Consider the following 25,350-nt stretch of genomic DNA (forward strand, 5'->3'; position numbering starts at 1 on the left):
CTTTTTGGAAAGAGAGACTAAGACCGCTCAGCCCCGCGGGACAGGATGCTGATTAAATTGCGGCCATCTCAAAAATGCCGATCAGCATAAATGCAGTCAGCAAACTATCAGACGCACAGAATGCGGATGACAATGGCGTCTTCAGGAGGTTTCCTGAATTTGGAAAGAATAGCCTCAAAAAGGCAAAACGCGATCGTTGGTCAGACCGTGAGATTACATAGCGGGGTAAAAGAACCAGTCGGATACAATTAGCTTGAAATGGTTTAGAATGGTTTCGCCTTCGGGCGCTGCCAGACGAGTGCGTATTTACCCCGCTCATCCTTATCCAATAGGCGGGCATAGATGGGCGCTAAAAATGTAGGATCATCAAGCTTGACGGATAGGTAATCTTTCTCTGTATCAAGCGTTTTCCTACGCCAGGCAGAACCGACCACAAAGCTTTCCTTATAAATATCGAAATCGGGGCTGAATTCTCCTTTCTTCTCTCTTGGCCAAAATACCAAGTCAACGCTTTGGTCAATGAAATGTATCTGACCGACGAAGCTGTTACCTCGTAAATCAAACTCTCCAATTTTACGCATGCTTGCTCCTATTATCTGGACGAGCGAAAGCAAAAGGCCCAGATGAAGCTGAAACCTTCAAACCCTCCGCTCTCTGTGTAAAAAACTGCGCGCTTTTATGATCTCTCAAGCGCGCTAATCAATATTTTCGGGAAATCTAAACAAAAGAGATCGCAGATCGACCATCGTTCAAAACATATGAAATTAATTGTAGTATAAATGTTTATACATCTTTTAATCGTAATCCAGAACACAAACTTTCATAAGCAAAAAAATAACACACCTAATGGTAGGTCAATATTATAATTAACACTAGTATGCGATATTTAATAATTGCTTATTGTAGGCCTAATTTATCATCGGACTGGCATATTCAATCGACACCCAAAATGAATCTTTAAAATCGCAGGCCTGCACCCGAAACCCAATCCTGCTGGCTTATATTTATACAATGGCGCTTTATCTCATTGTAAATGCACGTCCAGTTCCCAATCTCATAGAGACCAGTTCGAATACCGCTTCGGCGCCAAAACACCATAATTAACCTGATGCGGAGAATGAGCCCTATCTTCGATAGATCAGCGTGATGAATCGATGCGGCCAGTTTGATTCAAAAGTTTCATTAGACGCGACGACTCGATCGCATCATCCTGCCCATTATGGAAAGCCGCTCAGTAGATTACATAAAGCTCTATAGGGTCACCCGTGAACAAAACATGGCCCGCTTCTATGGCCTATCGGTTGAAAGAGACTTGTTTGGCGTTTGGGTTTTTACGCGCAACTGGGGACGGATCGGCAGCAGAGGGCAATTTAAACACCAGAGCTTTGAGACGGAGCATGCTGCAATCCATATGCTGAATAGTTTTTACACGCGAAAGCTACGGCGCGGTTATCATCTGTAGCTGCAATTCCAAAAGCCTCAGCAGCGTGTCATGCCCCTCACCTATTAGCGCTTTCTTCATTCACGCCAATAATTGCGTCTGGCATAATGTGGCTGTCGCCCTCCCCCATTTCGTAAAGCCATACGGATCTGCAAACAAATTCACATTGAGCGCACTACCCTTTAGTTCGAAAATCCTCTGCAACATTAAAAGCTGCCAGTATAAATCTTCATTAAAATCACCTCTGACAAAATTGAAAAGTTAATATGCTGCCACGCGATAGCGTGTTTCTGGGGCTTGAAAAGCCCAGAAACGCAGCATTTTTAGCCTCCGTCAGGACGAAATACGTTATCAAAAGTGGCGTGTAGCGCCACTTTTGAGGTATTGAGCCCTCCGAAATTGGGTGGAAAGGCACCTAACACATCCCAATTTCTCTTAATTTGACCTAATTTAAGGTCTGTTCTTTGACCCAGTTTTAAAAAGTATATCGGTTAAAATTACCCATCCTTTTTGCGAGACTTACTGAGCTCTTTACTTAAGCTCTTAAAGGGCCAAAACACCACCTTACAGGGATTTTTCCGCGCACCGCGCAGTAACAATACACAAGCCCTCATTTTTGGCCATAAGAGCCCTGCGCTGAAAGCGCTGATATTCTTGCGAAATCTTCCATTTCACAAAAACATTCCGGAAATTGAAGCAGAATTTATAAAAATATGAGTAAAAAAGACCAGAGATACCCTTAATTCCGAACTTTTAAAATTTAGGATAGTGGCCAAGAAATTTTTCAATGAAGGTTTTTTACACGTCTTTGGCCTAAGCGTAATTGTTTCAAAACGCATATTTTTAGCCATCTATCCATTTTTGTAATTTTTCGGAAATAAGAGCTACCTGTTTAGGATTACTTGGGTAATCTTTGAGATGCCGAATTGGATTTTTGATGAAATTGGCCAATCTGATGGCTGATTTTGTTATCTGAAATTTGTATTATTCGGAAACAAGACCTTCGCAACGATGAATAACGTGGCTTTTTTGACGATTGATGCTGGGAAAATCTGCTATCTTTTTGTAAGGAAATGTGCCGATCTTGAACGCTTAGAAGCAGTTGGAATTTATGCCTTTGGTAAACCGTACCGCTGAAGTTGAGCCTGAAAAGGCTTAAGCTACAGCGTCCAGAAAAGAGATGCAGAGCCGTCTTGCCGAGTTTATCACAAGGCTCGACTTCGTCATTATGGACGAGCTTGGCTATCTTCCGTTCGCCCAGGCCGGCGGACAGTTGCTGTTCCACCTCATCAGCAAGCTCTACGAGCGGACTTCAATCATCGTCACCACAAACCTGACGTTCGGCGAATGGCCGACTGTCTTCGGCGACGCAAAAATGACCGCCGCTCTGCTCGACCGGCTTACCCATCATTGGGGTCAGAACAAGATTTGTTCCCCCAGACACGCTAAGGTCGAACGGACCGTGAACCCTCGTCGCGAACCCGCATAATGGTCTGCCGACTGGTCGCGAATTTCCTTGCTATCGCCGAAACGCTCATGCCCTTCGCGAGATCGTTGCGGACACCGTGCTTCTGTTCATCGCTGAGCGTGAAGGGCCGACCGAGGGTCTTGCCTTCCGACTTGGCGCGCTTGAGACCGGATTGCGTTCGCTCGATCAGCAAATCCCGCTCGAATTGGGCGACGGCATTGAGCACGTTCATGGTCATGGTGCCGGCCGAGCTGGTGAGGTCGGCGCCGCCGAGCGCGAGGCAATAGACGCGCACGCCCATTTCGGCCAGCGTTCTGACGGTGGTGCTGACGTCGATCGCATCACGGCCGAGGCGGTCGAGCTTTGTCACGATCAGAATGTCGCCGGATTCCAGCTTGTCCATGAGCCGGGAAAAGCCGCGGCGTTGCGCGATGGCGGTGCTGCCGGAAACCGTCTCGGTGACGATCCGGCGCAGTTCGACCTGGAAGCCGGCGGCTTCGATTTCCCGAATCTGGTTCTCGGTCGTCTGGCCGGTCGTGGAGACTCGGACATAGGCGAAGGTGCGTGGCATGAGGGCAATTTTGTCCGAATAGGCTGTCCAAAATATCGCCTCTGTTCATAAGCCTGTCAAGATAATTTGTGGACAGGCTGTTTTACCCCTGTACGCAATCGCTCGTTTTTGGACAGGACACCCCGCCCTGTTCATCGGGGTGCCGGATGTAAAAGGAGTAGGCGGATGGGGCGAAGGAAACTGATTAGCGCGGCAGAGGCGCAAAATCTTCTCGGGCTGGCAGACAAGGACGGTCTGATCCGGCACTATACGATTGATGCTGCTGATCGCCTCGAATGCGAGTTGCGACGCCGCCCTCATAACAAACTGGGCTTTGCCATCCAGCTTTGCGTCATCCGACAAACCGGCCGGCTCCTGGGTGAGGCTGAACAACCGCCTTCAGCCATAGTTGATTATGTTGCCGATCAGCTCGATGTCGATCCCCGCTCCTACTCCATCTATGCTCACCGTGCGCAAACCCGGTTCGAGCATAGCCGATATCTGACGGATTACCTTGGCCTGCATGCAGCGGATCGCGACGACCGCCGTGCAGCTTTGTTGGCCGCGACCGAGGCGGCCGCCTCCGGGGACAAGGGGCTGCCGATCGCAACGGCCGTCATCGCTGCCTTTCGTGAGCGGAAGGCGCTGCTGCCTTCTCAACACTCCATCGAGAAGATCGGCATTGCGGCCCGCGCCGTTGCTCGCCGTCGTGCTGAGAGTGCGCTGATCTCGGATATCGCTCCGGAAAAACTCGAAGCCCTCGATGCCCTGCTGGCCGTTGATCCTGCAATAGGGCAGACGCGCTTCCATTGGCTGCGTTCCGCATCCGACGCACCGGGAGCGGGGAATCTGGTCGGTTTGACGGAACGTATCATGTTCCTGCGTTCGCTCGGGATCGATCCCCGTTTGCAGGCCCGCATCCCCTCCGGAAGATGGGACCAGATGGTCCGGGAAGGTGATGCAGCACCGGCCTGGCTCGCCGGCGAATTTGGCGCCAGCCGTCGGCGTGCGACGATCGTGGTGCAGATCATCAAGCTCGGCCAGAAGCTCACTGATGATGCAATGACCATGTTCATCAAGCTGATGGGCCGGCTGTTCTCCCAGGCGAACAACCGGAAAAAGCAGCGTCACATGAACGCCCGCATGGAAACGTCCAAGGCGCTGCGACTGTTCCTCGATACGATCGTTGCCTTGCAGGCCGCCAATGATGCCGATGAAGATGCGATCGAGACGGTAAACCGGCAAGTCGGCTGGCATCGGCTGCTGCAGATCAAGCCCGGTCTCGAGGCGATGGTGGAGAGCGCCAACGCTTCGCCGTTGGTGCTGGCGGCCGAGCAACATGGAAACATCCGCAAGTTCGCCGGCGCGTTCCTTCAGGCATTCACGTTCCGCTCACGCCGCCGGCACGATCCGTTGCTTGCGGCGGTCGCGACCCTGAAAATGCTTTATGTGGAGGGACGCCGTGTTCTGCCGGATCGCGTGCCGGTCGGCCATCTGGGTGCGAACGAAAGGAAACTGGTCTTCGAGGATGGCAAGCCGGATCGGCGGCTTTATGAAATCGCCACCTTCGCTCATTTACGGGACCGGCTGCATTCGCGCGATGTGTGGGTCGAGGGCAGCCGGTCATTCCGGCCGATAGACGAAGATCTCATGCCGAAGCCAACCTTTGTCGCCCTGAAGGGGCAAGATCAGCTTGGCCTCGGTGTCCAGACCGACTGCGCTGCCTGGCTCGCGGACGTCCGGGAGATGATGGACGTCAACCTCAAACGGCTGGCCTGGCGCGCCCGTTTCGGCAAGCTCGATGGCGTCAGGATGGAAAACGGCACGCTGATCGTGACGCCGCACACCAGCGATGTTCCCGCCGCGGCGGAAGCCATCAATGCCGAAATCACGGAGATGTATCCTCTGGTCGAGGTGCCCGATCTCCTGCGGGAAGTGCATGAGTGGACCGGGTTTGCCGACCAGTTCACCCATGTCCGGACGGGAGATGCGCCGCAAAACATCGCCGCCATGCTGGCCGGCGTGCTTGCCGATGGCACGAATCTCGGCCCGAAACGCATGGCGGGGGCGTCGAAGGGGATCAGCGCCCACCAGATCGGCTGGATGCGCAGCTTCCATGCCCGCTCCGAAACCTATCGGGCCGCGCAGGCCTGCGTCACCGATGCCCATACGCGCCATCCGCATGCGCAAATCTGGGGCGACGGAACGACAGCCTCATCCGATGGGCAGTTCTTCCGCGCCAGCGACCAGGCCGCCAGGCGCAGCGACATCAACCTGCATTATGGCAGTGAGCCGGGATCGAAGTTCTACAGCGGGCTTTCCGACCAATACGGCTATTACAGCATCTTGCCGATCAGCCCGACCGAAAGCGAGGCCGTCTATGTGCTCGACGGCCTGTTCGACCACGACACGGTTCTGGAGATCGAGGAGCTGTTCACCGATACCGGCGGCGCCAGCGATCATGTCTTTGCGCTGTTCTGCCTGATCGGCAAGCGCTTCGCGCCCCGACTTCGCAATATCAAGGACCGGAAACTGCACACCTTCGAGAAAGCCGATATCTATCCGGCGCTGGCAAATCATATCGGCGTGCCGATCAACACCGCCCTCATCATGGACCATTGGGACGAACTCCTGCGCCTTGCCGCGTCGATCACGACGCGCACCGTCGCGCCGTCGGCGATCCTCAAGAAGTTCTCCGCGTCGTCGAAATCCAGCGATCTGGCCAAAGCCTTGCGCGAACTCGGCCGCATCGAGCGCACCCTGTTCATGATCGAGTGGTATTCTAGCCCGGCGCTACGCCGGCGTTGTCAGGCCGGGCTCAACAAGGGCGAGGCCGCTCACAAACTCAAACGCGCCGTCTTTTTCCACGAGCGCGGCGAGATCCGTGATCGCTCCTTTGACAGCCAGGCATTCCGGGCTTCCGGCCTCAACCTGGTGGTCAGCGCCATCGTCCATTGGAACACCGTCTACCTCAGCCGGGCAACGGCGCATCTGCGCCAGCAAGGCCGAAATATCCCCGACGCGTTGCTGAAACACGTCTCGCCCCTCAGTTGGGAGCACATAAATCTCACCGGTATCTATTCCTGGGACACCGAGCAGCAGATGTCCGAGGGCTTCAGGCCCTTGCGGCTTCCAGGGAAAATCCTCCGGGCCGCGTGACGTTCACTCTCCGTTCGGCCTTAACGTGTCTGGGGGAACAAATCTTGTTCCGCCCCCTCGTCGCGATCCTGCTTCCCGCTTGGCGAGACGCTCGCAGCTCTACCATTGCGGCGGGCCGGCGACCGATCGGCGAGCATTGGACACCCTTGTGGGCTCGCGGTTATCTGGACCTTGTGCTGCTTGCGCTCGCTGCGGCGTTCTACTGGCGTTCGGCAGCGAGCGGATATCAGGTCGTTCTCGCGCCGGAGGGTGTGACGGCCGCGGCCGTCGACTACACCGCCTTCCTTGCGCCTATGATGCTATGGACCGGTCTGGCACTGTTGGCCATGCGGCTCGTCGGGGCCGGGCTGCGGCAAGGCCGACCGCTGATTGCCAAGGGCTTGCGACCTGTCGCCGGGCGTCTGGCGGATGTTGTGGCGGCAACATTTGGGCGCCAAGGCCGCCGATTGACTGCTGGCATCGGCCTGGCTGCGCTTGCTTTCGCCTTTGCATCGTCTACCGCGATTTTCAACGCAACCTATGAGGCTCAGGCGCGGGTCGACGCTGAACTCACCAACGGCGCCGACGTCACCGTCACGGGCACATCCGCCGCACCTGCGTCTCAGGCGCTCGACACCCTTTCCAGGCTACCGGGCGTCGCGGCGGCCCAGCCGATGCAACACCGATACGCGTATGTCGGAACCGACCTTCAGGATCTCTACGGCATCGATCCGGCACGCATCGGGACAGCCACGGCCATGTCCGACGCTTATTTTGCCAATGGCGATGCGAGGGCGACACTCGCCGACCTCGCGCAAACGCACGATGGTGTGCTGGTCTCTCAGGAAACCGTGAACGACTATCAGCTCCGCCGCGGCGACAGCATCAACCTTCGCCTGCAAAACGCGGCCGATCACCAATATCATGTCGTGCCCTTTCACATCGTGGGTGTGGTGCGCGAATTCCCGACCGCCCCCAAGGATTCGTTCTTGGTCGCCAACGCGGCTTACATCGCCCGGCAAACCGGTTCCGCGGCAAACGAGATTGTTCTCATTCGATCGAACGGTGATCCCGCCCGCGTCGCTTTGTCCGCCCGAAATGCGACTGCGGGCCTCCCCGGGCTCAAGGTCAGCCAGATCGGCGATACCGTAGCCCTGATAGGGTCGAGCCTCACCGCAATTGATCTCGCCGGTCTAACGCGGCTGGAACTCGTTTTCGCGCTTGTCATGCTTGCTGCGTCGGGCGGACTGGTCCTTGGCCTTGGCTTTGCCGACCGCGAGCGCTCCTTCGCGGTTCTCGTGGCTCTGGGAGCCCGACCACGACAGCTCGGCGCCTTCGTCTGGAGCGAAGCGGCACTGGTTACCGGCAGCGGCATGGTCCTGGGTCTCGGGGCAGGCACGCTGATTGCCTATGTGCTCGTCAAGCTGCTGACCGGAGTGTTCGACCCGCCACCTGAGGTGCTTTCGGTGCCGTGGCTCTACCTCGTTGCTCTCATCGTCACGGCGGCGGGCGCCGCTCTGGTAGCCGCGACAGGTGAAGCAATGCGCAGCCGGAAACACGTCACGGAGAAGCTCAGAGGCGAGTGAGAACCTGTTTTCTCGCAATCCAGGCCGCCATTGCGGGAAAGGATAGAGATCGGCGGCCGAGACCTTGAAAGGATAAAGCAAATGAAACCGCAAATGATCATGGCCGCGATGCTGGTGCTGGCGCCGATCAGCGCCGCATTCGCTGCCCAGACATCCGGCACGATCACCGCAATCAGCAAGAATGCCGATACGATCACGCTGTCGGACGGCAAGACTTACGCCCTACCCGAAGGGATCGAAGACACCAAACTCCGTGTCGGCGAAAAGGTCCAGCTAACCTATGCGGACAAGGGCGGTAAGGCGGTTGTCTCCCATCTGGTTCCGCAGAAATGAAAATTGCAGCGGCCGGCGTCATTGCCGGCCGCTGCTTTCGCACGCGATTGGCAGCCGTCGACCATGTCCGGCGCCAGGCCGACACCCGTTCTAATTCTCAGCTAATTGAACCTGCGTAGTCACAGTGGGCCGACCGAGCGCGCCAAGTAGAGCGGTGGGCGTATCGAGCTATCGCTGCAGGAGTGCCATTCAACCTTCGAGGAGCGATGCGGAAGCCAAGCATACCTTGCAGTGCCACAATTCAGGGAAATTAACTGATGAAACAGATTTTTCTTGCCATCGCACTCATTACCGCTCCGGTAGCGGCTTTCACCGGCTTTGAGCTCTACGCCAGTACTGCACCAGCCAAAACAGCGAGCCTCGGCGATCTGTCGTCGTTCAAGGCCATCATTGCTGACGTCCAGACCCTCGCTTCCAAGGGCGATCTCCCCGGCGCTGCCAAGCGCATCACCGATTATGAAACGGCATGGGACCAGGCCGAGACCGCGATCCGTCCACTGAACCAGAACGATTGGAACAACATCGACGCGGCCTCTGACGCTGCATTGAAGGCCCTTCGTCAATCGAGCCCGTCGGCGGACAAGGTCAACAAAACACTCGCCGCCCTGATGGCGGTTCTCAACAATCCGGCACAGCCTGCTCAGTAGGCGGGCGACAAACACCGTCACTCTGCAAACCGCCGCCCGAAACTTCGACGCCCTTTCAAGGATACCCACAATGTCTGCACCGGCCACCAAAGCTGCTGTTTACAATCGCGTTCCCCGCGTCACAACCGACTTCTGGCTCATAAAACTGATGGCCGTCACCATGGGGGAAACGGCGGCCGATTATCTCAACGTACAGATGGGCCTCGGCTTGACCTCGACGTCACTGATCATGTCCGCAGTTCTGGCGCTCGCCCTGTTCTGGCAGTTTGCGCAGAAGAAATATGTTCCCGCCGCCTACTGGCTGTCCGTGGTGCTGATCAGCATCGTTGGCACGTTGATCACCGACAATCTGGTCGACAATTTCCATGTTCCGCTGCTGGATACGACGATTGCGTTCTCGGTCGCCCTGGCGCTGACGTCCCTGCTCTGGTTCAGAGCCGAAGGGACGCTTTCGATCCACTCCATCTACACCGGGCGGCGTGAGGCCTTCTACTGGCTGGCCATCCTGTTCACCTTCGCGCTTGGGACGGCCGCCGGCGATCTGGTGGCCGAAAAATTCGCGCTGGGCTATCTGGCGACCGGCGTCCTGTTCGGGATGATCATCCTCTCGCTCAGCATCGGCTATTTTTTCCTCGGCCTCGACGCGATCCTCGGCTTCTGGCTGGTCTATATCCTGACCCGGCCTCTCGGCGCCTCCTTCGGCGACCTGATGTCCCAGCCCGCGCAGTATGGCGGTTTCGGCCTCGGCACGATCATCACCAGCGCGATCTTCCTCGCCGCAATTGTTGCAATCGTCATCTTCATGAGCGTTCGGCACGAGGGCGAGGAACTCGCTGACGTTGATGAGGATAAAAAGATGGCAGCCCCCGGCGAAGGCGAGAAGCTTGCTATTGCCGAGGAAGGACTTTGAGGAGCCGCCCGGCCTTGAGTGATCGTCTGCCAGCTTCAACACCAATATCGCCGAGGACAGTCCGAATGCAGGCGGCAGCACAAGCACTTTCCCGAACTCTAGAAAAATGGGTATCGGCCGGCGCAGCCTTATCAGCTCTTCTGGCAACGGTAGTCCAGCTCCATGCGCTGGAGGAGCTGGTTGATCGTCCTGTTGCGTTGTTCTTTGCAAGTCAGCGTGACGCGACACTGGTGCATATTGCGCGATTTTTGACAGACTTCGGCAAAGCCTACTGGTTCATCGTCCCGGCTGCCGCTCTGTTCATACTGTTCCGGTTCATGTGGAAGAATCCACTTTATGCTTCCAGGTCACTTTTCGTTTTAACGAGCGTGGCATCGACCGGCATTATCGTCGATATTCTCAAAGTCGTATTTGGTCGCGCTCGGCCAGAATTGTTGTTCAATCAGGATATTTTTCAGTTCTTTTTTTTCAGATTCGGGCACGAATATAATTCATTCCCGTCGGGACACACCGCCTGTGCGATGGCAGCGGGCGTCGCTTTGGCCCTGATCTTTCCGCGTTACCGCAGCCTGGCGCTTGCTGGCGCAGCCATTCTGGCATGCACGCGCTTCATCACGACTGCGCACTACATCAGTGACGTGATGGCGTCCTCAATGATCGCCGTCGTTGTCGTTCCGATTATCCAGATTGTTTTTGCGCGATTTGGCTTTCCCTTGAGCGAGCGCGAGGCGTCGATGGACCCGCCCCGCCATCGCCTGGCTGCAAAAATGATCGGCACACCTTTGAAGGCTCGCAGCATCGATGGCGCCGTCATGCGGGCGAGCGCACCAACAATCGTCGGGGTGGTGATTGCCGCGACGATTATGGCGGTGTGCGGTTTGGCTCCCAATCTGGCACTGATCGAATGGCAAGAAGGTTCCTTGCCCGATTATCAGCCTGTACTTGAATGGTGGCTATGGTTGTCCTTGTACGTCTGTCTCGGCTTCGGAGCACTGACCTGGGCATGCCAGCGAAAGCTTAGGCCAATCTGAGGACACGCTTTCCTTGACCTCTGAGTTCCCGTGTAGACCATGGTCATGGGGAAAGGGATGTGCGGTCGATGGTGGGTTCTTGGCTTAGCTTGGGGCCGCCACTCCCTTAAGCGCCTCGGCGTTAAAATCCTGTTCGCAGCAGCAGAACCCCTCCGTCCCAATTCTTGTTCGCTTCAGCGTCGGGGCGTACCGCAATACGCCCTGATCCAAGCATTTGTGCCAGAATGTCGCGCGGCGTGTTGGCATCGGCCTGGGTTGAGACAGCAGAGGATAGCGACAGCGGCCGCTCGATCTGTTCCTGCACGACCGAACCTATCCAGACCGGTGCGAGTTTTTCTCCCATGAGGTTGAGATCTGCATCCCAAAGCCGGAGCACGAACCGAGTGTTGTTCGGTGCAGCTCCGTTTTGCAGGACGAGCGTCAAGCTCGGCAGCCTTCCGCTGGCGAGATGAGGGGTAACCGGCAATTCGACAGGAGTTGTCTTCGCGGAGAGCCAACCCAGTATCCTGGATGACGCCCATGGCGCGGGCAGACGCCATCCCTTGCTCAGCAAATCCTGTCGAATTGCAGAAAGGTCTCCCGCCCACTGGATCGTGAAGGGCTCTTCGATCTCGCCGGTCAGATCGATCCGCCTGGGCGGCAGCCGTTGCCAACCTGACGTCCACCAGTCGTTGGCCATCATCGTGGGGGTCGCTCGGTTTACGGCATAGCGTTCGACATCGAGAGAGTGATGTCGATAGACGTTCAACCCCCCGGCTAGCGCGAGTGCCGCGCCGGCGATCACCATCAATGACGTCGCGCCGACTGATTTTGCCGGCTTTCGCATGTAGAAGAATCCGAGCACTGCCAGCCAGGCCGTACCGAAGGCAAGCCCCCCGACCGCGTCCGAGAACCAGTGAGCGCCCAGATAGACGCGCGAGAACGCTATCAGCAGTGCAAAGGATAGAGCGGTCAAAGCGACCGGAAGGCGCCACATCGGACGAAGTTCACGTCCGATCAGGAAAGCGAGAAAGCCGTAGACGGCGAGATTGACTGTGCTATGGCCGCTGGGAAAGGAAAATGCGCTCCAGCCCGTGTAGAACAACTCGGTCGGCCGGGCGCGATGGAGCGTGACTTTTATGACCGTGTTGAGCACGGATGCACCGCCAACTGCCGCCAGCCAGTAGGCTGCTGGACGCCATGCCCGTCTCCAGGCAAGCCATAGAAACACTGCGATCGTTACCGTCATCACGACCACCGTATCGCCAAGCTCGGTGGTTATCAGCATTACGGAATCGCCCGGAACGGTTCGCAGATCCTGGAGTGCCTGGTAGATCGCGTTATCGGCGCGTACGAGAGGGTCGCCACTGACGACATCTTCGAGAATGCCGAAGAACAGCCAGGCAGAGCCGATCAACAGCAAAGCCAGAAACGCAAGCCCTCGGGCGTCGGGACGCGACGGATCGAGAAGATCGAGCGCGAAGCGACCCCAACGGGAGTGGTTCATGGCCGTGCATTGCCGAAGCCAACCCGACAGAGCCGATGCAAGCGCCGGACCGTGGCGCAGGGCGAACCGGGCGAGACGGAGTAGCACCCAGATGAAGACAACGATGAGAACAACCAGAATAGCGAGGGATTTGGCGGCCGCGCCGCTGAAAGCAGCGCCGACGAACACAGCGGGCAGAACATGCGACGGCGCCCACACCAGCGCGGACAGGATGTTGGCAACGTAGAACCGCCGCACCGAGAGCCCTAACATGCCGGCGATCAGGGGGACGAAGGCTCGCACGCCCGGTGTGAAGCGGGCGATAAAGACGCTTTTGTCGCCGTGCTTTGCGAAAAATGCCTCGCTGCGCGTGATGAGGTCCGGGTGTCGGTTGAGCGGCCATCGTTCAAGGATCTCGCGGTGATAGCGATGGCCGATCCAGAACGAGAGGCCGTCGCCGATGATTGCCCCGGCGGAGGCCGCGCCGAGCAGCGGCCAGAGTTTTACAATGCCGCTGGGTACCAGTGCGCTGATTGCCAGGATTGCGGCAGTGCCTGGAATAAAAACTCCGATGACGGGTATGGATTCCGACAGCGCCAACAGAAGCACCGTCGCATAAGCCAAATGCGGATGCGCCGCGATGAACGCGGTGACGGCGGAGAAGAAAGACGCCACCATCCCGCGCTCCTCTAAAGAACGGAGGTGACGAACCGATCGAGGCGTGTCCCCTCCCGGTAGAGCGCGCGGACCAATATGGCGGCGACGATACCTGTCGCGGCTCCTCCGAGAACGTCGCTCACATAGTGCGTCCCGATATAGACGCGGGAGACTGCCACCAGAACCGCCGCCGCGAAGAGCCACCGTCCCATGCGCCGCATCCCGTGCAGCAAAAACGCCGCCGCGATGGCGAAAGTCGCGGTCGCGTGGTCGGAGGGAAATGACGGATCGGCGCTGGGACTGATCAGCAGATGGGAGATGCCACTGTCATAGGGTCGCATGCGATGAACAAACAGCAGGATAAGCTGATTGATAGCAAGGCCGAGCAGGAAAGAGAGCCCCGTCGCGACGAGAACGTGTCTGTTGTGCGGCCTATCCGATCCTCGCCACCATTGCGCGGCGACCGCCAGCACGAGCAGCGGCACACCGACGGCGGACACCCAGATCATCAGGAAATCGACCGAGGCGCTAGCTCCGGCAAGGCTGTTGACGGCGCGGGTCGCGGCGGCATCGAGATCGTAGAGTTGCAATGCCATATCCTCATAATGTCCTGCCAACGGAATAATCTGATGCAATCGCCTCAATATATATGCATCAGTATTGGCAAAGTCCCGGAATACTGAAGATATTCGATAAATTCGAAGAACGGATAGGCTACGAAAAAGACGAGCCCGTCTGTAAATGTTCGATATATCCGCTCCGGTTTGACAACGAGTTCCTTCTCATCGTGAAACAACGAGAAATCCGGGAAAAACTTTGGAACTTGTGCGAAGTAAGTATCATATACCTCTCCGAAACTAGTCCGTAAAAAATTCTCCTCTGTTCGGATAACAATCATAAAGGCCAGGTAGCATATGACACCGAACCCAACCGCAATGATTATACTTCCCGTTTGCGCTCCAATTCCAAGGGCGCCGATAGCACTGAAAACGTAGAGTGGATTGCGTGATACCGAGTATGGACCACTTTGTACAATCTCGGCGCCTTTGCGCCCACCGATATAAAGAGTACACCACATTCGCCCAATAATAGCCGCGACGATCAGACTCAGGCCAACGGCCTCCAGATACTCATGAAATCGCCCCGTGGAGGATGAGCGAACAAAAAGCAAAGCGATGATCAAAAGAATCATAACAACGCCGATTGCTATGCGGCGTTTCTGTTGAAATTTCCCGAGTTCGGAGATTGTCTTCATTTTGTTTCCGATGTTGTGATTCGGTATCCGCATAGGGAATTCCGCATTTTTACTTTATTTGGCTGAATCATCGGATTCAATTCAATATTTTGACTTTAGTCGTCCTCGAAAGCATAGAGACCCCAGTACGGTCAGCGTCGCGAAGCCCGCGCCCGCCAGAAATGTCCCCTGGGGTCCGGCAGCATCCCACAAGATTCCCGCGATGATGCTGGCGGCGAGTAGGGCCAAACCGCAGATCAGGTTGAACATGCCGAACGCGGTACCGCGCAGTTCCGACGGCGCGGTCTCGGCGACAAGCGTCGAAAGCAGGCCCTGGGTGAAGCCCATGTGAAGGCCCCAGAGTACGACGCCAATTGCGACCGCGACAATGCTGGACGCAAACGCCAGCACGACATCTGCCAGAACGAGCAGAACCAGTCCGACGATCAGGATCATCACCTTGTCCATGCGATCAGACAGGATGCCAATCGGATAGGCCGAGAGCGAATAGGTGAGGCTCATGACGACCATCACAACCGGAATCAGCGCGAGCGGCAGGCCTATCGATTGCGCGCGGAGGACGAGAAACGCTTCGCTGAATCGAGCCAGCGTGAAGACCGCGGCAATCACCACGACCCACCAGTAAACAGCATCCAAACGGCGCAGTTCCTCACGTCGCAAGGGCATCCGAACCTTGCGCAATGCCTTCGGGCGCTCCGGCTCCCTGACGGCGACGATGATGAGCACCAAGGACAGACACGCCGGAATGACAGCGATCCAGAAAACCGTTTGGAAGTGATCCGCGGTGAGCCACATCAGACCGATAGCGAGGAGCGGCCCGACAAAAGCTCCGATCGTATCGAGCGACTGGCGCAGGCCGAAGCTCGCGCCGCGCAGCTCCGGCGGCGCGATATCGGCGACGAGCGCGTCACGCGGTGCGCCGCGAATGCCCTTTCCGACCCGATCGATAAAGCGGGCAGCGATCAGCCAGTCGAGCGAAGAAGCCAGAGGAAAGATCGGTTTGGTAAAGGCGGCAAGGCCATAACCGAGAACTGCAAGGAACTTACGTTTGCCAAGCCAATCGCTAAGCGCCCCGGAAAACACCTTGGTGATCGAGGCGGTCGCTTCGGCAATCCCCTCGATGATGCCGACAGCCAGCGCCGACGTGCCGAGCACCGCCACCATATAGACGGGTAGCAGCGCATGAATCATTTCCGAGGATGTGTCCATCGGCAGGGAGACGAAGCCTAGCGCCCAGATGCCTGCCGGAATACCGCGACGGGTTTCGGCAGAAGACGTTTTCTCGACGGTGATTGTGGGCTTCCCGGCCTGGTCGCTCATTTCAGCGGTTCTCGTCGTGGGCGTCGAAGACGCGCTGGGCATAGCTGTCGAGCAGGGCCTCGCAGGCGCGCAGCCGCTCTGAGGCCTCTTCGGCCAATGTCGCGCCGTAAAAGTCGAGCTTGCTAATCTTCTCGAGCCATCCCTGAAGCTTCTTGAGGTCTGTGTCCTCTTCCTCCAGTTCGGCATAGGTGAACTTGTTGATCGCGATCTCCTTGGCGATCTCGGCCTCGAAATCGGCGCAGCGGCCAAGGAACTCACGATACTGCTCGTCGCGATCGGCCTTGAAGCGGTTGATCACCTTGTCTTTCTGGGCGCGGTCGAGGGCGACTGTTTCCAGGATCACGGCTTCACCGCCCATCTCCGCCACGTCGTTCTCCAGCATCTTGAGCCGTCGCACATGATCGTCGGTCTTCGGCAGGAGGCACACGCCGTTCTGCAGATAGACCGCGCCCATGCCCTTGAGCCGGCGCCATAACGCGATGCGCTTGGCGGCCGGTTCGGGTGGGACTTTGTAGGTCAGAAGAAGCCAGGATGGAGCGGTCATGATTCATCATTAATGAAACGACCGTAACATTACAAGAGAAGCGTCATCGACCGAACCATCGGATCGGCCCGCCTCCGTTCTCCGGTTCTTGCTATTATGATATAGGGGGGTATATTATCTTGGACTGAGACTGGAGGTTCGCATGTCGCACACGACCCGTGAGAAACAGAAGCTGCTCAACCGCGTGCGCCGCATTCGCGGCCAGATGGAGGCGGTCGAACGCGCGCTCGAAGAGGAAAAGGGCTGCGCCGCGGTGTTGCAGCTCATCGCGGGCGTGCGCGGTGCCGTGAACGGCCTGATGGCGGAGGTGGTGGAGGACCACATCCAGCATCATGTGGCCGATGCCGATCTCGACCAGAAACAACGCAATGAGGGCGCCGCCGAACTGATCGATGTCGTGCGCGCCTACCTCAAATAGAACCGGAGTTGGCGCCATGGCCGTTCACGACACCACCCACCCCCGCAGGCTCGCCGATGAGCCTCATGGGCATGCGGCTGAGCCGCATCCTCATGCGCATCACCATCATGATCATGAGCACGACGATCATGAGCACGGTCACGATCACGACCATCCGTTCGAATGGCCGGAAGCAGTGCGGATCGCGCTTGTCGCGGTCGCGGCGGCGGCCGTCTGGTTCCAAATCTGGGAGCCATTCCAGGCTGTCAGCGTCATCGGCGTCGCCGGCCTTCTGATCGGCGGCTGGCCGATCCTGAAGGAGGCATTCGAGAATATCGTCGAGCGGCGCATGACGATGGAGCTGTCGATGACGATCGCCATCGCCGCTGCTGCGGCGATCGGCGAGTTCTTCACCGCACTCGTCATCACGCTCTTCGTCCTCGTCGCCGAGGTGCTAGAGGGGCTGACGGTTGGCCGCGGCCGCAAGGCCATTCGCGACCTGCTCGAATTCCTGCCGCGCGAAGTCTCCGTGCGCCGGGCTGGAGCGATCCGGTCGGTCTCGGCGGAGGAACTCTCGGTGGGCGACGCGATCCTGGTTGCGCCGGGCGGGCGCATACCGGTCGACGGCGCGGTGCTGTCGGGTCACTCCTTCGTCGATGAATCGCGCATCACCGGTGAATCGATGCCCGTCGAGAAGGTCGCGGGCACGCATGTCTTCGCCGGCTCCATCAACCAGTCCGGTGCGCTCGAAGTCTCAGCCGAACGGATTGGCCGCGACACCAGCTACGGCAAGATCATCGAGGCAGTCGAGCGGGCGGAAAAGTCGCGCGCTCCGGTGCAGCGGCTCGCCGACCGCCTGGCCGGCTACCTCGTCTATTTTGCGCTCGGCGCCGCTGTGCTGACCTTCCTTCTAACACGCGACATCTATTCCACGATCTCGGTCATTATCGTCGCCGGCGCCTGCGGCATCGCTGCCGGTACGCCGCTTGCGATCCTCGGCGGCATCGGTCGCTCGGCCAGGCTCGGCGCGATCGTCAAGGGCGGTGTGCATCTAGAGACATTGGGCCAGGTCGACACCGTCGTGCTCGACAAGACCGGCACGCTGACCTTCGGACGCCCGGAAGTACAGCAGGTGGTGCCCGTCGCCGGCAGAACGGAAGAGGAGCTGCTTGATGCGGCGGCAACGGCCGAGCTGCGCTCCGAGCATCCGCTCGGCAAGGCCATTCTTGCCTACGTCCGCCAGCAGGGCCGCGAGATCGCCGAGCCGGGAAGCTTCGGCTACACGCCGGGGCGCGGCATCACCGCCAAGGTTGATGATGCCGTGATCCTCGTCGGCAACCGTGCCTGGATGGCGGATAATGGCATCGGGAACGTCGGCGAGGCGAATACACCCAGCCATGCCAGCGGCGGCGCGGGAACGGAGATCCTCGTTGCCCGTGACGGCATTCTCCTCGGCAGCATCGTCGTTGCGGATACAGTCCGGCCGGAAGCGAGGAATGCTATCGCATCCCTGCAGCGCATGGGCATTCGGACCATTCTGCTGACGGGTGACGCCGAGCGCGTGGCGAGCGCAGTCGGCGGAGCTCTCGGCATCAGGGAGATCGAAGCGGAATTGCTGCCGGAGGACAAGCTGAAACGCATCGATGCCCTCGTGGCGCAGAAGCGTGTCGTCGCCATGGTCGGCGACGGCGTCAACGACGCCCCGGCGCTGGCTCAGGCCAATGTCGGTGTCGCCATGGGGTCCGGCACGGACGTGGCGCAGGAGAGCGCCGACGTGGTGCTGCTCGGAAACGACCTTGAACGCTTCGTCGAAACGCTTGCCGTCGCGCGACGGACGCGCGGAATCATCTGGCAGAACTTCGCCGGCACGATCGGCGTCGACACGCTCGGCATCGTCCTCGCTGCCTTCGGCTTCCTCAACCCGTTGCTCGCCGCTGCGATCCATGTCGTCTCGGAGCTGGTCTTCATCCTCAACTCGGCGCGACTCCTGCCGGCCCGCGCCAATGAGGGCGCAGATAATGCGAAGGTGGCCTCCGAAACTATGATGGCGGCGGAGGGACGGTGATGTTGAATGAGAGCAATACCGTTGGCCTCGCCTCCGGTGACGCGAAACTGATGGAGGCGACATGCGGCCGGCCCTTTTAGAACCGCTGCTTGATCGAACCTATCGCCGCCTCTTTGCGGCGCAGGCTCTGTCCCTTGTCGGAACGGGCCTGACGACGGTTGCGCTCGCGCTGCTTGCTTATGATCTGGCCGGCAAGGATGCCGGCGCGGTGCTTGGCACGGCGCTGGCGCTCAAGATGGTCGCCTATGTCGGCATTGCACCCCTGGTCGGCGCGATCGCCCACCGGCTGCCGCGCCGGAGCTTTCTTGTCGCTCTCGACCTCGTGCGCGCCGGCATTGTTTTGTTCCTGCCCTTCGTGACCGCGATCTGGCAGATCTACGTGCTGATCTTCGTACTCCAGTCGTGTTCGGCCGCCTTCACGCCGACCTTCCAGGCGACGATCCCCGATGTGTTGACTGACGAGAAGCGCTACACCGAGGCGCTTTCGCTCTCGCGGCTTGCCTATGACCTGGAGGCGCTGCTTTCTCCGACGCTCGCTGCCGCGCTGCTCACGATCACCAGCCATAGCACGCTGTTTGTCGGCGACGCCGTGACCTTCTTCGTCTCGGCCGGCCTGGTGCTGTCGACGGTGTTGCCGGCGGCAAAGCCGGTCGAGCGCACCGGCGGCATCTGGTCGAAGACGACCTACGGGATGCGGCTCTATCTGGCGACGCCGCGCCTGCGCGGGTTGCTGGCGCTCAATCTTGCCGTGGCCGCAGCGGGCTCGATGGTGATCGTCAACACCGTCGTCTATGTCCGCAGCATTCTCGGCGGCGACAACAGCGCGGTCGCCTGGCTGATGGCCGCTTCCGGCGGCGGATCGATGCTCGCGGCACTCCTCCTGCCGCGTGTCCTGACATGGGTCCCGGAGCGCACGGCAATGATCGGCGGCGCTGGCCTGCTGGCGCTCGGTCTCGCAGCGGCGGCGACGTTGCCAGGCTTTGCCGTCGCAGCCGGCCTATGGCTGCTCCTCGGCATCGGCTCCTCATTGGTACAGACGCCAGGTGGGCGCCTCCTGCGCCGCTCCTCGCAGAGCGAAGACCGCCCGGCGCTGTTTGCCGCGCAATTTGCGTTATCACATGCTTGTTGGCTCCTAACCTATCCGGCCGCGGGCTGGCTTGGCGCGACGTTCGGCCTCGCAACGGCGTTCGCGGCCATGGTTGCAGCGGTCCTGATTGCCTCGACCCTCGCGTTGATGCTTTGGCCGAGCGTCGATCCGGCGGAGATCGCCCATTCACACGAACCGCATCAGCACGACCACCTGCATGTTCATGACGAGCATCATCAGCACAAGCATGAGGGCTGGGAGGGGCCAGAGCCACATCGTCATCCGCATCGCCACGCACCAACCCGACATATCCACGCCTTCGTGATAGACGACCATCATCCAGCCTGGCCGAGGCATTGACTGTATGACACGCGCGACGAAGACACGTCGCTGTTGGGCTGGCGATGAGCTTTGTGCTGCAGTTATCCAGCAGCGATTTCTATACCAAACTCAAGCAACGCCCAGGACACGCTTACCATAATCCCTGAGCTCACCCTCCGGGCCGACATACCGGTATAGAGTGACGCGCTCGATCCCGAGTTCCTTGCACAGATCGGAAACGGAAGTGTCGCGCTGCGCCATGGCGGCTTGGGCGAGACGCATCTGTGCTTTGGTCAGGGCGAATTTCCGGCCCCCTTTGCGGCCGCGTGCCCGTGCGGCGGCGAGGCCGGCAATAGTGCGCTCTCGGATCAGATCCCGCTCGAATTCGGCTAGCGTGGCGAAAATGCCGAACACCATACGCCCGGATGCGGTGGCTGTGTCGATCTGAGCGCCTTTCCCAGTCAGCACCCGTAGACCGATATTGCGATCCGACAGATCCTTCACAGTGTTGATCAGGTGAGCAAGCGACCGACCGAGGCGGTCGAGCTTCCAGACCACCAGCACATCGCCGTCGCGCAAGGATTTCAGGCAGGCGGCCAGTCCGGGCCGATCGTCGCGGCTGCCGGAAGCGCGATCCTCATAGATATTGTCCTGGTCGACGCCGGCGGCGCGCAAGTCGTCGTGCTGCAGGTCCAGGGACTGCGAGCCATCGGCTTTTGAGACACGTGCGTATCCGATCAGCATGTATCTTAAACGTTGGTTTGAGGCGGCGCGGTGGTCACGAATGGTTTGTTCGCTGGAAATGTATCTCAACCAGCTTCATAAACAAAGCGTCTTGAACGCTACCCCATTTTGAAAAAGGAACATGGATGCCGCGTCGTGTCACTCTAACCGATCGGCAGAAGGACGCGTTATTGCGCCTGCCGACCTCGCAGGCGGATTTGCTGAAGCATTATACACTGAGCGATGAAGATCTCGGGCATATCAGGCAGCGTCGGCGCACTCACAATAGGTTCGGCTTCGCCCTGCAATTGTGCGTCCTGCGCTATCCCGGTCGGGTGCTCGCTCCTGGCGAGTTGATACCGGCGGAGGTGGTCGAGTTCATCGGAGCGCAGCTTGGCCTACTTGCCGACGATCTCGTCGACTATGCCTCCCGTGAGGAGACGCGGCACGAGCATCTTGCCGAGCTGCGGTCGCTCTACGGATTCCGTGCCTTCTCCGGACGTGGAGCACACGAGCTGAAGGACTGGCTGTTCCGGGAAGCCGAGCTGGCGGTGTCAAACGAGGACATTGCCCGTCGCTTCGTGGCCGAGTGCCGTCGCACCCGCACGGTTCTTCCCGCGACATCCACGATCGAGCGACTTTGCGCCACGGCTCTGGTCGATGCGGAGCGGCAAATCGAGACGAGGATCGCCGATCGCTTATCGGTGCTGATCCGGGGACAGTTACTGGCATTGCTCGAGGAGACGGCTGACGATCGGGTCACCCGCTTCGTGTGGCTGCGTCAGTTCGAGCCTGGCTCGAACTCGTCGTCGGCCAACCGGCTACTCGACCGGTTGGAATACCTGCAACGTGTCGATCTTCCCGAGGATCTGCTGGCCGGTGTTCCTGCCCATCGGGTGACACGTCTGCGCAGGCAGGGCGAGCGATATTACGCCGACGGCATGCGTGATCTCCCGGAGGACAGACGGCTGGCGATTCTGGCCGTTTGCGCATCGGAATGGCAGGCGATGCTCGCCGACGCCGTTGTCGAAACCCATGACCGGATCGTCGGCAGGCTCTACCGTGCTTCAGAGCGCATTTGCCAGGCAAAGATCGCCGACGAAGCAAGCGCAGTGCGCGACACCTTGAAATCCTTTGCCGAAATCGGCGGCGCCCTAGTCGATGCACAGGATGATGGCCAGCCACTGGACGCCGTCATCGCGAGCGGATTAGGGTGGGACGGTTTCAAGACCCTTGTTGCAATGGCAACCCGGCTAACCGCTACCATGGCGGACGACCCTCTCAATCATGTGCTCGACGGTTATCACCGTTTCCGCCGTTACGCTCCGCGCATGTTGCGCCTGCTCGATCTGCGGGCTGCGCCTGTCGCGCTCCCGCTTCTCGAAGCGGTGATGACTTTGCGCACCGGTTTGAACGATGCCGCGCTGACCGGCTTCCTGCGTCCGAGCTCGAAATGGCATCGCCATCTTCGGGCTCAGGCGGCTGGTGACGCCCGCCTCTGGGAAATCGCGGTTCTGTTCCATCTTCGCGACGCGTTCCGCTCCGGAGATATCTGGCTGGCCAGGTCACGGCGCTATGGCGATCTGAAACATGCACTCGTTCCGGCGCAGGCTGTCGCGGAAGGCGGTCGCCTCGCCGTGCCATTGCGGCCGGAGGAATGGCTGGCGGATCGTCAAGCTCGCCTTGCCGTCCGGCTACGCGAGCTGAGCCGTGCGGCACGCGCGGGCACGATTCCCGGCGGATCGATCGAAAACGGTGTTCTGCATATCGACAAGCTCGAAGCTGCCGCGCCGGCCGGCGCCGAAGATCTGGTTCTCGATCTCTACAAACAGATCCCACCCACGCGGATCACCGACCTCCTACTGGAGGTGGATGCGGCGACCGGCTTCTGCGAGGCCTTCACCCATCTGCGCACGGGAGCGCCCTGCGCCGACCGGATCGGCCTGATGAACGTCATTCTCGCGGAAGGGATCAACCTCGGTCTTCGCAAGATGGCCGACGCGACGAACACCCATACCTTCTGGGAGTTGATCCGCATTGGACGGTGGCATGTCGAGGGCGAAGCTTACGACCGGGCGCTGGCGATGGTCGTCGAGGCGCAGGCGGAATTACCCATGGCCCAGATATGGGGCATGGGCACCTCGGCTTCGAGTGACGGCCAGTTCTTCACCGCCACAGAGCAAGGTGAGGCCATGAACCTGGTCAACGCGAAATACGGCACTACCCCGGGCCTGAAAGCCTATAGCCACGTCTCGGACCAATACGCGCCGTTCGCGACCCAGGTGATTCCTGCAACGGCGAGCGAAGCCCCTTACATTCTCGACGGCCTGCTCATGAACGATGCCGGCCGCCATATCCGCGAGCAGTTCGCCGACACGGGCGGCTTCACCGATCACGTCTTTGCTGCGTGCGCTATTCTCGGCTACCGGTTCGCTCCGCGCATCCGCGACCTGCCATCCAAACGGCTCTATGCGTTCGATCCGTCGGCCGCCCCAGCCCACTTGCGGGCCATGATCGGCGGAAAAATCAATCAGGCCATGATCGAGCGCAACTGGCCCGATATCCTGCGCATCGCCGCCACCATCGCGGCCGGGAGCATCGCGCCCAGCCAGATTCTGCGCAAGCTCGCCTCCTATCCGCGGCAGAACGAACTGGCCACAGCTTTGCGCGAGGTCGGTCGCGTCGAGCGGACCCTGTTCATGATCGACTGGATTCTGGATGCCGAACTGCAACGCCGCGCCCAGATCGGGCTCAACAAGGGCGAGGCACATCACGCGCTGAAGCGGGCCATCAGCTTCCACCGGCGCGGCGAAATCCGCGACCGTTCCGCCGAAGGCCAGCACTACCGGATCGCCGGCATGAACCTGCTCGCCGCGATCATTATCTTCTGGAACACCATGAAGCTCGGCCAAGTCGTTGCCAACCAGAAATGCGAGGGAAAACTGCTATCGCCTGATCTGCTGGCTCATGTCTCGCCGCTCGGATGGGAACATATCAATCTCACCGGAAAATATCGTTGGCCAAAAACCTTAGACCAGATGAGCGATTTTTCGCGGCAAAGCCGCTAAGTTTTCCTTGTTGAGCCAATATTGGTTTTGAAAGGAACGACCATGGAGAAAATAGTTTATGTAGGCCTCGACGTCCATGCTGATACGATTGCTGTTGCCATTGCAGATGACGGGCGGAATGGGGAGATCCGTTTTCACGGTGTGAGCGACAATACCGCTGATAGTGTTCGGCGTCTTACCAAGCGCCTTGTCGCGACAAATACGCATCCCACCTTCTGCTATGAAGCCGGTCCATGCGGATATGGTTTACATCGATTGCTGACGAAGCTTGGTTTTGATTGTGCTGTCGTCTCTCCGGCCATGATACCAAGACGTACTGGTGATCGGATCAAGACTGATCGGCGAGACGCCGAAATGCTGGCGCGACTGTGGCGAGCAGGCGAGTGGACCCCAGTCTGGACGCAGGATGAAGAACAGGAAGCTATACGAGACCTGATCCGGACCCGCACACAGTCTCTGGACGCGCTGAAGATTGCGAAACAGCAACTGCAAAGCTTCCTGTTGCGACATGGCCTTCGCTACACTCGACCGACCTACTGGACAAAAATGCATTGGCGCTGGATCAATGATTTTCGCAAATTCCGCTTTCCGCACCAGCAACTGGCTTTTGAGGAATTGAAGCGAACTATTCGGCAGATTGAAGAGCGTATTTCCACAGTGGATAAAGCCCTTGAAGATGCGGTAAAGGACTGGCGCTTTGGTGATCTGGTCGATGCTCTGCGATCATTGCGCGGCGTCAACACAACTATCGCTGCGACCCTGGCCGCGGAGATAGGCGATATCAGTCGCTTCGAAAATCCCCGCCAGCTCATGGCCTGGCTGGGACTGGTACCCAGTGAACATTCCAGCGGCTGTACAGTCAGACGCGGCCGTATTACGAAGACGGGAAATGCGCTGGCTCGAACCATGATGGTTGAAGCAAGCTGGTCATATCGCCACCCGGCTCGAGAAGGACAGCCATACCTGAAGCGCTGCCAGCATCAACCTCAGGAGATTAAAGATATCGGATGGAAGGCACAGACGCGTTTATGCAAGAGATACCGGGACCTTTCAAAAACCGGAAAACCGCAACCTCGTGTTCTGACAGCTGTTGCACGTGAACTTGCAGGCTTCATCTGGGACATTGCGCGGCACGTACCGATCCAAGCCAGGTAATCTGCAACTTGCCAGACTTTTCTGCCTGTGCAGTATGCTGAAGATGACGACCAGAGATCAGGGAACCCTCGACGTACGTTGGGATAAACATCCGTCCTTAGAGAGAGGCAAGCCCGCATCGAATATGGTCAGGCGGTAGAATCCGCGGATGAGAGTATGATAACCATCGGTTCGGCTCGTCATCTCCAG

The 25,350-nt window shown here is 58.7% G+C and carries 20 protein-coding genes and 1 pseudogene; 13 read left to right on the plus strand and 8 right to left on the minus strand.

Going from position 1 to position 25,350, the window contains the following annotated elements; genetic code table 11:
• Positions 1–263 precede the first annotated feature (263 nt).
• Positions 264–581 (minus strand): DUF736 domain-containing protein, encoded by a 318-nt coding sequence (locus OPR82_RS18520; RefSeq protein WP_265986384.1) that lies wholly within the window; start codon positions 579–581, stop codon positions 264–266.
• Positions 582–1,219: 638 nt separating this feature from the next.
• On the opposite strand from OPR82_RS18520, the gene OPR82_RS18525 reads away from it, so the two are divergent.
• On the plus strand, positions 1,220–1,462 hold the full coding sequence (locus OPR82_RS18525) for a WGR domain-containing protein (RefSeq protein ID WP_265986385.1): 243 nt from the start codon (positions 1,220–1,222) through the stop codon (positions 1,460–1,462).
• 1,183 nt (positions 1,463–2,645) lie between these two features.
• Positions 2,646–2,930 (plus strand): annotated as a pseudogene (locus OPR82_RS18530) (ATP-binding protein); the annotation flags it as partial.
• Here OPR82_RS18530 and OPR82_RS18535 read toward each other — a convergent pair.
• The gene (locus tag OPR82_RS18535; protein WP_265986386.1) at positions 2,887–3,480 is read right to left on the minus strand and encodes a recombinase family protein; all 594 of its coding nucleotides are present in this window, start codon (positions 3,478–3,480) and stop codon (positions 2,887–2,889) included. The pseudogene OPR82_RS18530 and the gene OPR82_RS18535 sit on opposite strands and share 44 nt — an antisense overlap.
• Positions 3,481–3,645: 165 nt before the next feature.
• On the opposite strand from OPR82_RS18535, the gene OPR82_RS18540 reads away from it, so the two are divergent.
• From OPR82_RS18540 to OPR82_RS18565, 6 genes are all read left to right on the plus strand, one after another.
• Entirely contained in the window at positions 3,646–6,618 is a 2,973-nt protein-coding gene (locus OPR82_RS18540) for a Tn3 family transposase (RefSeq protein WP_265986387.1), read from the plus strand.
• A gap of 44 nt (positions 6,619–6,662) precedes the next feature.
• The gene (locus tag OPR82_RS18545) at positions 6,663–8,183 is read left to right on the plus strand and encodes an ABC transporter permease (protein ID WP_265986388.1); all 1,521 of its coding nucleotides are present in this window, start codon (positions 6,663–6,665) and stop codon (positions 8,181–8,183) included.
• Positions 8,184–8,264: 81 nt separating this feature from the next.
• Positions 8,265–8,516: a DUF1344 domain-containing protein gene (locus tag OPR82_RS18550; protein ID WP_094574532.1), complete on the plus strand. Its 252-nt coding sequence runs from the start codon at positions 8,265–8,267 to the stop codon at positions 8,514–8,516.
• Positions 8,517–8,773: 257 nt separating this feature from the next.
• The gene (locus OPR82_RS18555) at positions 8,774–9,163 is read left to right on the plus strand and encodes a hypothetical protein (protein WP_112590822.1); all 390 of its coding nucleotides are present in this window, start codon (positions 8,774–8,776) and stop codon (positions 9,161–9,163) included.
• A gap of 70 nt (positions 9,164–9,233) precedes the next feature.
• Positions 9,234–10,073: a COG4705 family protein gene (locus tag OPR82_RS18560; protein ID WP_112590821.1), complete on the plus strand. Its 840-nt coding sequence runs from the start codon at positions 9,234–9,236 to the stop codon at positions 10,071–10,073.
• Between the two features lie 65 nt (positions 10,074–10,138).
• On the plus strand, positions 10,139–11,104 hold the full coding sequence (locus OPR82_RS18565; protein ID WP_151592611.1) for a phosphatase PAP2 family protein: 966 nt from the start codon (positions 10,139–10,141) through the stop codon (positions 11,102–11,104).
• Positions 11,105–11,225: 121 nt separating this feature from the next.
• Here the strand turns inward: OPR82_RS18565 and OPR82_RS18570 are convergent, their stop codons facing one another.
• The 5 genes from OPR82_RS18570 to OPR82_RS18590 all read right to left on the minus strand — a co-directional run bounded on the left by OPR82_RS18570 (position 11,226) and on the right by OPR82_RS18590 (position 16,345).
• Positions 11,226–13,247 (minus strand): bifunctional DedA family/phosphatase PAP2 family protein, encoded by a 2,022-nt coding sequence (locus tag OPR82_RS18570; RefSeq protein ID WP_112590818.1) that lies wholly within the window; start codon positions 13,245–13,247, stop codon positions 11,226–11,228.
• Between the two features lie 11 nt (positions 13,248–13,258).
• Positions 13,259–13,822 carry a phosphatase PAP2 family protein gene (locus OPR82_RS18575; protein WP_112590816.1) on the minus strand — a complete coding sequence of 188 codons (564 nt, stop codon included), beginning with the start codon at positions 13,820–13,822 and terminating at the stop codon, positions 13,259–13,261.
• A 44-nt stretch (positions 13,823–13,866) separates the two neighbouring features.
• Positions 13,867–14,481 (minus strand): methyltransferase family protein, encoded by a 615-nt coding sequence (locus OPR82_RS18580; RefSeq protein ID WP_112590833.1) that lies wholly within the window; start codon positions 14,479–14,481, stop codon positions 13,867–13,869.
• An 81-nt stretch (positions 14,482–14,562) separates the two neighbouring features.
• Positions 14,563–15,801: an MFS transporter gene (locus tag OPR82_RS18585; protein ID WP_112590815.1), complete on the minus strand. Its 1,239-nt coding sequence runs from the start codon at positions 15,799–15,801 to the stop codon at positions 14,563–14,565.
• 1 nt (position 15,802) lies between these two features.
• The gene (locus OPR82_RS18590) at positions 15,803–16,345 is read right to left on the minus strand and encodes a Chromate resistance protein ChrB (protein WP_112590813.1); all 543 of its coding nucleotides are present in this window, start codon (positions 16,343–16,345) and stop codon (positions 15,803–15,805) included.
• Between the two features lie 142 nt (positions 16,346–16,487).
• Here OPR82_RS18590 and OPR82_RS18595 point away from each other — a divergent pair, with 142 nt between their 5' ends.
• The 3 genes from OPR82_RS18595 to OPR82_RS18605 all read left to right on the plus strand — a co-directional run bounded on the left by OPR82_RS18595 (position 16,488) and on the right by OPR82_RS18605 (position 20,254).
• Entirely contained in the window at positions 16,488–16,763 is a 276-nt protein-coding gene (locus OPR82_RS18595; RefSeq protein WP_112590812.1) for a metal/formaldehyde-sensitive transcriptional repressor, read from the plus strand.
• Positions 16,764–16,779: 16 nt separating this feature from the next.
• Complete coding sequence (locus OPR82_RS18600; protein WP_112590810.1) at positions 16,780–18,807, plus strand: heavy metal translocating P-type ATPase; 2,028 nt, start codon at positions 16,780–16,782, stop codon at positions 18,805–18,807.
• Positions 18,808–18,868: 61 nt separating this feature from the next.
• Positions 18,869–20,254: an MFS transporter gene (locus OPR82_RS18605; protein ID WP_112590808.1), complete on the plus strand. Its 1,386-nt coding sequence runs from the start codon at positions 18,869–18,871 to the stop codon at positions 20,252–20,254.
• Positions 20,255–20,344: 90 nt separating this feature from the next.
• Here the strand turns inward: OPR82_RS18605 and OPR82_RS18610 are convergent, their stop codons facing one another.
• Positions 20,345–20,959 carry a recombinase family protein gene (locus OPR82_RS18610; protein ID WP_112590807.1) on the minus strand — a complete coding sequence of 205 codons (615 nt, stop codon included), beginning with the start codon at positions 20,957–20,959 and terminating at the stop codon, positions 20,345–20,347.
• Positions 20,960–21,084: 125 nt separating this feature from the next.
• Between OPR82_RS18610 and OPR82_RS18615 the strand changes: the two genes are divergently transcribed.
• On the plus strand, positions 21,085–24,006 hold the full coding sequence (locus tag OPR82_RS18615; RefSeq protein WP_247997861.1) for a Tn3 family transposase: 2,922 nt from the start codon (positions 21,085–21,087) through the stop codon (positions 24,004–24,006).
• Positions 24,007–24,048: 42 nt separating this feature from the next.
• Positions 24,049–25,161, plus strand: coding sequence for an IS110 family RNA-guided transposase (locus OPR82_RS18620; RefSeq protein ID WP_112593105.1), 1,113 nt, complete (start codon positions 24,049–24,051; stop codon positions 25,159–25,161).
• The last annotated feature ends 189 nt before the right edge of the window (positions 25,162–25,350 follow it).

The sequence above is a fragment of the Ochrobactrum chromiisoli genome (assembly GCF_026241335.1).
Taxonomy (GTDB): Bacteria; Pseudomonadota; Alphaproteobacteria; order Rhizobiales; family Rhizobiaceae; genus Brucella; species Brucella chromiisoli.

Excerpts from the sequence above, each read along its gene's own strand:
- OPR82_RS18620 (WP_112593105.1), top strand. The coding sequence starts at position 24,049 with ATGGAGAAAATAGTTTATGTAGGCCTCGACGTCCATGCTGATACGATT.
- OPR82_RS18540 (WP_265986387.1), top strand. The coding sequence starts at position 3,646 with ATGGGGCGAAGGAAACTGATTAGCGCGGCAGAGGCGCAAAATCTTCTC.
- OPR82_RS18600 (WP_112590810.1), top strand. The coding sequence starts at position 16,780 with ATGGCCGTTCACGACACCACCCACCCCCGCAGGCTCGCCGATGAGCCT.
- OPR82_RS18525 (WP_265986385.1), top strand. The coding sequence starts at position 1,220 with ATGGAAAGCCGCTCAGTAGATTACATAAAGCTCTATAGGGTCACCCGT.
- OPR82_RS18565 (WP_151592611.1), top strand. The coding sequence starts at position 10,139 with ATGCAGGCGGCAGCACAAGCACTTTCCCGAACTCTAGAAAAATGGGTA.
- OPR82_RS18605 (WP_112590808.1), top strand. The coding sequence starts at position 18,869 with ATGCGGCCGGCCCTTTTAGAACCGCTGCTTGATCGAACCTATCGCCGC.
- OPR82_RS18590 (WP_112590813.1), bottom strand. The coding sequence starts at position 16,345 with ATGACCGCTCCATCCTGGCTTCTTCTGACCTACAAAGTCCCACCCGAA.
- OPR82_RS18535 (WP_265986386.1), bottom strand. The coding sequence starts at position 3,480 with ATGCCACGCACCTTCGCCTATGTCCGAGTCTCCACGACCGGCCAGACG.
- OPR82_RS18570 (WP_112590818.1), bottom strand. The coding sequence starts at position 13,247 with ATGGTGGCGTCTTTCTTCTCCGCCGTCACCGCGTTCATCGCGGCGCAT.
- OPR82_RS18615 (WP_247997861.1), top strand. The coding sequence starts at position 21,085 with ATGCCGCGTCGTGTCACTCTAACCGATCGGCAGAAGGACGCGTTATTG.
- OPR82_RS18585 (WP_112590815.1), bottom strand. The coding sequence starts at position 15,801 with ATGAGCGACCAGGCCGGGAAGCCCACAATCACCGTCGAGAAAACGTCT.
- OPR82_RS18520 (WP_265986384.1), bottom strand. The coding sequence starts at position 581 with ATGCGTAAAATTGGAGAGTTTGATTTACGAGGTAACAGCTTCGTCGGT.
- OPR82_RS18560 (WP_112590821.1), top strand. The coding sequence starts at position 9,234 with ATGTCTGCACCGGCCACCAAAGCTGCTGTTTACAATCGCGTTCCCCGC.
- OPR82_RS18575 (WP_112590816.1), bottom strand. The coding sequence starts at position 13,822 with ATGGCATTGCAACTCTACGATCTCGATGCCGCCGCGACCCGCGCCGTC.
- OPR82_RS18580 (WP_112590833.1), bottom strand. The coding sequence starts at position 14,481 with ATGAAGACAATCTCCGAACTCGGGAAATTTCAACAGAAACGCCGCATA.
- OPR82_RS18555 (WP_112590822.1), top strand. The coding sequence starts at position 8,774 with ATGAAACAGATTTTTCTTGCCATCGCACTCATTACCGCTCCGGTAGCG.
- OPR82_RS18550 (WP_094574532.1), top strand. The coding sequence starts at position 8,265 with ATGAAACCGCAAATGATCATGGCCGCGATGCTGGTGCTGGCGCCGATC.
- OPR82_RS18595 (WP_112590812.1), top strand. The coding sequence starts at position 16,488 with ATGTCGCACACGACCCGTGAGAAACAGAAGCTGCTCAACCGCGTGCGC.
- OPR82_RS18610 (WP_112590807.1), bottom strand. The coding sequence starts at position 20,959 with ATGCTGATCGGATACGCACGTGTCTCAAAAGCCGATGGCTCGCAGTCC.